The 5,449-nt window shown below is 60.1% G+C and carries 8 protein-coding genes and 1 pseudogene; 4 read left to right on the top strand and 5 right to left on the bottom strand.

Going from position 1 to position 5,449, the window contains the following annotated elements; all coding sequences use genetic code 11:
* From WBV42_RS16160 to WBV42_RS16150, 3 genes are all read right to left on the bottom strand, one after another.
* Positions 1-1,004: E3 binding domain-containing protein (locus WBV42_RS16160; protein ID WP_423986935.1), on the bottom strand; the 1,004-nt coding region annotated here is incomplete at its 3' end.
* 82 nt (positions 1,005-1,086) lie between these two features.
* A complete protein-coding gene (locus tag WBV42_RS16155; RefSeq protein WP_423986934.1) occupies positions 1,087-1,296 on the bottom strand; it encodes a DUF7563 family protein in 210 nt (69 codons plus the stop codon).
* Positions 1,297-1,306: 10 nt separating this feature from the next.
* The gene (locus WBV42_RS16150) at positions 1,307-1,507 is read right to left on the bottom strand and encodes a hypothetical protein (RefSeq protein ID WP_423986933.1); all 201 of its coding nucleotides are present in this window, start codon (positions 1,505-1,507) and stop codon (positions 1,307-1,309) included.
* Between the two features lie 279 nt (positions 1,508-1,786).
* Between WBV42_RS16150 and WBV42_RS16145 the strand changes: the two genes are divergently transcribed.
* From WBV42_RS16145 to WBV42_RS16135, 3 genes are all read left to right on the top strand, one after another.
* The gene (locus WBV42_RS16145; protein ID WP_423986932.1) at positions 1,787-2,602 is read left to right on the top strand and encodes a GNAT family N-acetyltransferase; all 816 of its coding nucleotides are present in this window, start codon (positions 1,787-1,789) and stop codon (positions 2,600-2,602) included.
* Positions 2,603-2,671: 69 nt separating this feature from the next.
* On the top strand, positions 2,672-2,977 hold the full coding sequence (locus WBV42_RS16140; protein ID WP_423986931.1) for an OsmC family protein: 306 nt from the start codon (positions 2,672-2,674) through the stop codon (positions 2,975-2,977).
* 87 nt (positions 2,978-3,064) lie between these two features.
* Positions 3,065-3,337 carry a hypothetical protein gene (locus WBV42_RS16135; RefSeq protein WP_423986930.1) on the top strand — a complete coding sequence of 91 codons (273 nt, stop codon included), beginning with the start codon at positions 3,065-3,067 and terminating at the stop codon, positions 3,335-3,337.
* Positions 3,338-3,631: 294 nt separating this feature from the next.
* Here the strand turns inward: WBV42_RS16135 and WBV42_RS16130 are convergent, their stop codons facing one another.
* Positions 3,632-4,894, bottom strand: a complete 1,263-nt coding sequence (locus WBV42_RS16130) for an RNA-guided endonuclease InsQ/TnpB family protein (RefSeq protein WP_423986929.1) — start codon at positions 4,892-4,894, stop codon at positions 3,632-3,634.
* A 53-nt stretch (positions 4,895-4,947) separates the two neighbouring features.
* On the opposite strand from WBV42_RS16130, the gene WBV42_RS16125 reads away from it, so the two are divergent.
* Positions 4,948-5,085, top strand: coding sequence for a hypothetical protein (locus WBV42_RS16125; RefSeq protein WP_423986928.1), 138 nt, complete (start codon positions 4,948-4,950; stop codon positions 5,083-5,085).
* A 71-nt stretch (positions 5,086-5,156) separates the two neighbouring features.
* Here the strand turns inward: WBV42_RS16125 and WBV42_RS16120 are convergent.
* A pseudogene (locus tag WBV42_RS16120) lies at positions 5,157-5,449 on the bottom strand (polysaccharide deacetylase family protein); the annotation flags it as partial.

The following is a 5,449-nucleotide window of genomic DNA, read 5'->3' as shown; positions in this document are numbered from 1 at the left end:
TCCCCGAGCCTGTCGGCGATGGTTCGGCGCATCCCCGAAAGCGGTCGGTCTTCCTGTCGGGTACCGGGAACCGTCGTCGCTTCGTCGCTCGGTTCTTCGGTCGCCGCTTCGACGGCGGCCGATTCGTCGCCCGTCGCCCGTCGAACGTCGGTTTCGGTGAGACGGCCGTTGTCCGGGGTTTCGATCGATTCGACGTCCACGCCTAACTCCCGCGCGAGACGGCGGGCACTCGGCGTGGCGAACACGCGTTCGGAGGGAACGTCAGGCTCGGTCGCTCCCGACGGACCGACATCGGTCGATTCGGCGGCGGCCGGTTCGGGTTCACTCGCCGCCGCGACCGCTTCGACGTCCGCCTCCGTCACCGCTCCCTGCGGGCCGGTACCGTCGGCGTCGTGAAGCGCCACGCCCAACTCCTCCGCCCGACGTTTCGCCCGTGGTGTCGCCTTGACGTTCTCGTCCGATTCGGCCGTCTCGCCAGCGGCCGCCTCACTGTCAGCCACCGCCTCGACGTCCGCTTCGTCCACGGCCCCCTGTGGGCCGGTGCCGTCAACCGTCGTGAGGTCGACGCCGAGTTCCTCGGCCCGTCGCTTCGCTCGCGGCGTGGCTTTGACGCTCGCCGCCGACGCTGAGGTGGATTGGCGCTGAACGCTCGCCCCTTGGCCGTCGTCCCCTGCGGCGGCCGCGGTGGCGCTCTCGGACGACGGTTCGTCCTCCACCGCCGTCGATTCTCCCTCGACCTCCGCGATCAGTTCGTCGATGTCCGCATCCGGCGCGGCGACGATTCCGAGCGGTGCCCCCGGATCCGTCACGTCACCTTCCTCGACGAAGATCCGTCTCAGAACGCCGTCCTCTCGTGCGTCGATTTCCGCCGTCGTCTTCTCCGATTCGATTTCGGCGATGGTCGCGCCCTCCTTGATCGTGTCCCCGACGGAAACCGTCCACGCGTTGAGCGTTCCCGAGTCCATTTCCAGTCCCAACTTGGGCATCTTGACGACATAGGCCATGATATGAAAGCACATGGTCTATCATAATAAATGTCTGCTCCCATCCGCAAACCGGGACCCGATTCCCTTGTCGATTCCATCCCTACTGACGAACTCTCGCCGACCCGACGGACTCCCCTCGTGCGTTGCCGTTCTTCACTGCCGTCGCCGACATGCAGTCCAGACAGCCGAACACTTCGTCGTCATTGTTACCGAAGACGCGGGCGAAGTCGGGCGTGACGAACGATCCGCAGTTGCGGCATCGGCGGTCGCTGTGTTCGACATCCTCCTGTGATTGTCGTGTTGTGGTCATCGTGATCGTATCAGACGTCGTTCATGCGCTGGCGGGATTCGGTTCCACACTGCACGCATTCCGTGACGCGGTACGGTTCGCGCGAGAACTCGGCGTTCGTCTCGCTGTCGCTTTCCGTGATGATGGTCACGAACACGCGATGGGTCGTCTTCGCATCGCAGTGTTCACACTGTTCAACCGTTTCTTGGGTATTCGATTGTGTCGTTGACATCGTATCTTTGGGTGGCGGTCGTTCTCGTCCCCGTGCTTGCTTCGGGGGTGCGTTTCTCTATTTGTTATTACAGTTTCCCTCCTGGTCGGTCTACTCGTTGCCAATGCAAGGTGTTCTTTCGTCGTTTTCCAAATGAACTGAATTTCGCCGCGAAGAACTGGTTTGTATCCCGTTTTCACTGAGAACCGTTCGTGAATTCCCCGGTCGATATCGGTGAAATCTGCACCACCGTAACCGTTCTGGCGCGAGTTTATCCGGCTTGCAAAGAAACGTGAAAGTATGAAACTACGTGAGCCGACTGCGGGTGACGCGGAGCGGATTCACGAGTTGGCACGGAGTGCGATGACCGCATCGTACTCGCTGAGTCCACAGCAGATAGAGAACGTCATCACCGAGCAGTTCGCCGAGGCGAGGGTGACCGGTCTGGTCGACGCCCCCGACGACCGCGTATTCGCGCTCGAAGACGAGGAGTTCGACACGCTCGTGGGACTCACCGAGGGCCACCTCGACGGGAGTTCCGGCGAGATACGATGGTTGTTGGTGGACCCGGAGCACCGCGGGAAGGGTGTCGGGACGGAACTGTTCGAGACGATAGTCGAGAAGCTACGCGAGGACGGCGCGGAACGAATCGACGCGAACGTGCTCGACGCCGACAGGGAAGGCGCGCAGTTCTTCGAGGAGCAGGGCTTCGAGCGGACGGACGACCGGCAAGTCGAGTACGGCGGCGAACCGTTGGTCGAACACCGGTACACCCTCGATGCGAGCGAACGGGAGATGTCCGACGACACCGGCGGGTACATCGACCCGACGGAAATGACGTTGGAGAATACGGAGACACACGACGGAACGACGACCGCCACGACGGAGGACGGGGAGACGGTGTATCTGAACCTGGAGGAAACCAAATCGGGAACCGAACACCCGTTCTTCGTCACGTACAGCGACGAAGCGGAGAAGAACAGGTACGGATACTACTGTAGCAACTGTGGGTCGTTGAAAACGACGCGCGACGCCCAAGACCACATCGAGTGTACCGAATGCGGGAACGTCCACACGCCGAAATCGGCCGAATCGTACGACGATTCGTATCTGTAGTCCTCCCATTTTTCGCCGCCCTCGTCGGTAGCAATAAAATTGACGTGACTGCTCCTCGTGGACGAATCGATGCTCGAAAGGACGACTACCTCCGTGGACGGCTATCGAACCGTCTCCCACATCGAGGAGAGCGACCTCGCCATCGACCCGAACACCGACACCGACCCGAGTCTGACCGAAACCCTGCTTGCGAGTTACGCCGCGTGCTACACCGTGGCGCTTCGGATCGGTGCACAGCAGCGGAACGTCGACGGTCTCGGTCGTGTCGAAATCGACGCGGAGGCCGACCGTGATCGTGAAAACGACCTCGAAGCCGTCCGGGAGGAACTCCATGCCGACGTCAGCATCCGTGGAAACGCGTTCCGAAACGGTTGAGACACGAGCACGGGAGAGTGGAGGGAACAGGGTGAGGTTGCATATTCCAGTAGAATCTTTTCACGGCTCGCGGATGAAGGGCAAAACATGGCAACCGAGTCCAACGAGAAGACGTATTCGTGTGAGTACTGTGACGACGAGTTCGAGGGGAAAGAGGACCTGCACGAACACATGCGAGAGACACACGACGAGATTCCGGACGAGAAGAGCGAGGAATCGGCGGCGGCCGGTACGGACGCGAGCGGGTCCACCGGTTCGATCACGGAGGAGAACAACGAGTCGCCGTCGGCGGCGGAACCGTCGGAGGCCGCGGGACCGTCCGGTAACGAGGACGAGGTCGGCCCAGATTCGGACGACTGAGGATTGTTCGAACGACTGACGACGGGACCACCATCGCTCCGGTGAGACCATCGGCTAACTACTTTTCGCACCGTTCGGTCCTTTCGCAGTCCGGTGAAATCGGATCCCGAACGGTTACGGTTGACTGCGCCGCATGTCCCACAGATCGGAGTAGGTGATTACCTCGATACCGTTCGTCCCGTCGATGTGGGCGAGCAGTTCCTTGTATTGACATCCTCGCCGCGCCTAAAGGCGCAGGAATCCTCACGTTCGGGGTCTGGCATTAGCGCCACCCCCGACGTGAGCGACTTTCTCCTATCCGTGGATACTCCGGTCTGTGCGCACTTCTTTGGGACTTTCGTGAGAGTGTGACATCTCCGACCATGAATGGTCGTCCCACTCGAATCGCACGGGCCGTGCCATCGGCCGTGATACGTCGGTCTGCCGTCTCAGGAACGTCTCGCTTGCTACGAGGTCGGCGTGTCCCTCGAACCCGCATGAACACGTGAGCGTGTCCTGGTGCCGAATCGTGTCTGTCGTGGAACCGCAGTTCGGACACGTCTGGCTCGTCCACGCCTCCGACTGCGCTTCGACCGTGATGCCGTATTCCTCTGCGGTACACGCGAGTCGGTCGAGAAACGCCCGGAACGCCCAGAAGTTGTGCGTTTTCTCGTTCGCTCGAACTGACCAGTGTGTTTCCAGCACGTCGGTTAAGTCCCCGACGTACACCGTCGAAACGCCTTCGTCGTACAACCGTTCGATGAGGTCCCGAACAAGCGCATCTTGGGCGTGGTCGCGTCGTCGGGTTCGTTGCCGATACAGCCGTCGAATCCGATTCGAGGAGTACCGTTCCTCGCGGAGTTTCGACTGTAGCCGGGCGATTTCCCGCGTCGTATCGCGGAATCGTTCGAACAAGCCGCGTCCGTGGTAGAGGTACTGTTGGCCGGTCGTTGTCGTACAGGCGACGAGGTTGTTCGCACCGATGTCCAGAGCGGCGGTTTCGTCCGCCAGTGGTGAATCCAGTCGAGAAGTGTCGATAGTGACTGGTTGAATGGCCCTGAATTGGTCCGAAAACTCGTCGTAGTACAGTTCTAACCGGCATTGTTTGCCGTCCCACTTTGGTTCGCCTGCGACTTCGAGACGGAGCCGACCGGTGTGGTCGTACTCGTCTTTTAGGTCCGAGCCGACAGGTATTTCGAGGCGCGATCGACCGCCCATCATCAGCGTATACTGGTCGCACCGGCCGTACCATCGTAGGTCGCGGCCGTCTTCCTCGTTGCCCCAATAGCCGGGTGGGAAACAGCGTTCGCCCTTCTCCTTGAGCGAAAAGAACGACCGCCACGCTTCGTCGTTCTTTCGTTTGACCTCTTTCGCGGCGGCCGAGCCGAGAATGCCTTTGTAGCGGTCGTGGACGCGCGGTGCGTCCCAGACACTCCCGTCGAGTTCGCCAAAGAAGCGTTGGCGACGTTCGTAAGTGAGTTCGTTCCAGAGACTGGCAGAGGCGTCCAACAGTTCGTGTAGCAACTCCGCGTCCTGTTCGGAGCGGGGGCGTACAACGAATTGGTTGGTCCGCCTCATCAGTAGTGTCCACACACCGAACATACATAAGTGTACGTGTTATGGATGTATGCATGGGCAAGACCCTACACATCAAAGTCGATGATGAACAGTACGAATGGCTGTCTGGCGTGAAGGACGAACGCGGCCTCACATGGCGCGGAATGCTCGTCCACGCTGCTGAAGACTTGGAGACCCCGGATGGGAAATAGTCTTCAGTTATCCGATTATGCCTATCGCTTGACCTCCGCCTAAAGGCGGAGGGATGCGCTTGAGTATATCTCATCGTGTTATGCGAGTCGAAACTGTGGAAGTTGAGGATGGAACACTGACGGTGCTCGGCCGCCAGCGTCACCGCACGTTTGGAGACTTCGAGGCGGCTACCGATGGTTCGGGGGAGCACGAGCGGGTCGAACCCGTGGACCCCCGTCATGTTGACGCTGGCCGATTGGTTCATTCCACCCATATAGAAGTATTTGTTGATGATCCTGAGCGCGGTCTTGTCGTAGTTGTTCCCCGGGTAGACGATGAAGTTCGCACCCTCGAAACCGTTGTCTATTATCCATTGTTTGTTTC

It is taken from the genome of Haladaptatus sp. (assembly GCF_049589095.1).
In the GTDB taxonomy this organism is placed as follows: domain Archaea; phylum Halobacteriota; class Halobacteria; order Halobacteriales; family Haladaptataceae; genus Haladaptatus.
Note: the sequence above shows the minus strand (reverse complement) of the source record. Positions and strands in the feature narration are given on the sequence as shown.

Bases quoted from the DNA above. Each gene is read 5' to 3' on its own strand.
- WBV42_RS16155 (WP_423986934.1), bottom strand. From the start codon at position 1,296: ATGACCACAACACGACAATCACAGGAGGATGTCGAACACAGCGACCGC.
- WBV42_RS16150 (WP_423986933.1), bottom strand. From the start codon at position 1,507: ATGTCAACGACACAATCGAATACCCAAGAAACGGTTGAACAGTGTGAA.
- WBV42_RS16145 (WP_423986932.1), top strand. From the start codon at position 1,787: ATGAAACTACGTGAGCCGACTGCGGGTGACGCGGAGCGGATTCACGAG.
- WBV42_RS16140 (WP_423986931.1), top strand. From the start codon at position 2,672: ATGCTCGAAAGGACGACTACCTCCGTGGACGGCTATCGAACCGTCTCC.
- WBV42_RS16135 (WP_423986930.1), top strand. From the start codon at position 3,065: ATGGCAACCGAGTCCAACGAGAAGACGTATTCGTGTGAGTACTGTGAC.
- WBV42_RS16130 (WP_423986929.1), bottom strand. From the start codon at position 4,894: ATGAGGCGGACCAACCAATTCGTTGTACGCCCCCGCTCCGAACAGGAC.
- WBV42_RS16125 (WP_423986928.1), top strand. From the start codon at position 4,948: ATGGGCAAGACCCTACACATCAAAGTCGATGATGAACAGTACGAATGG.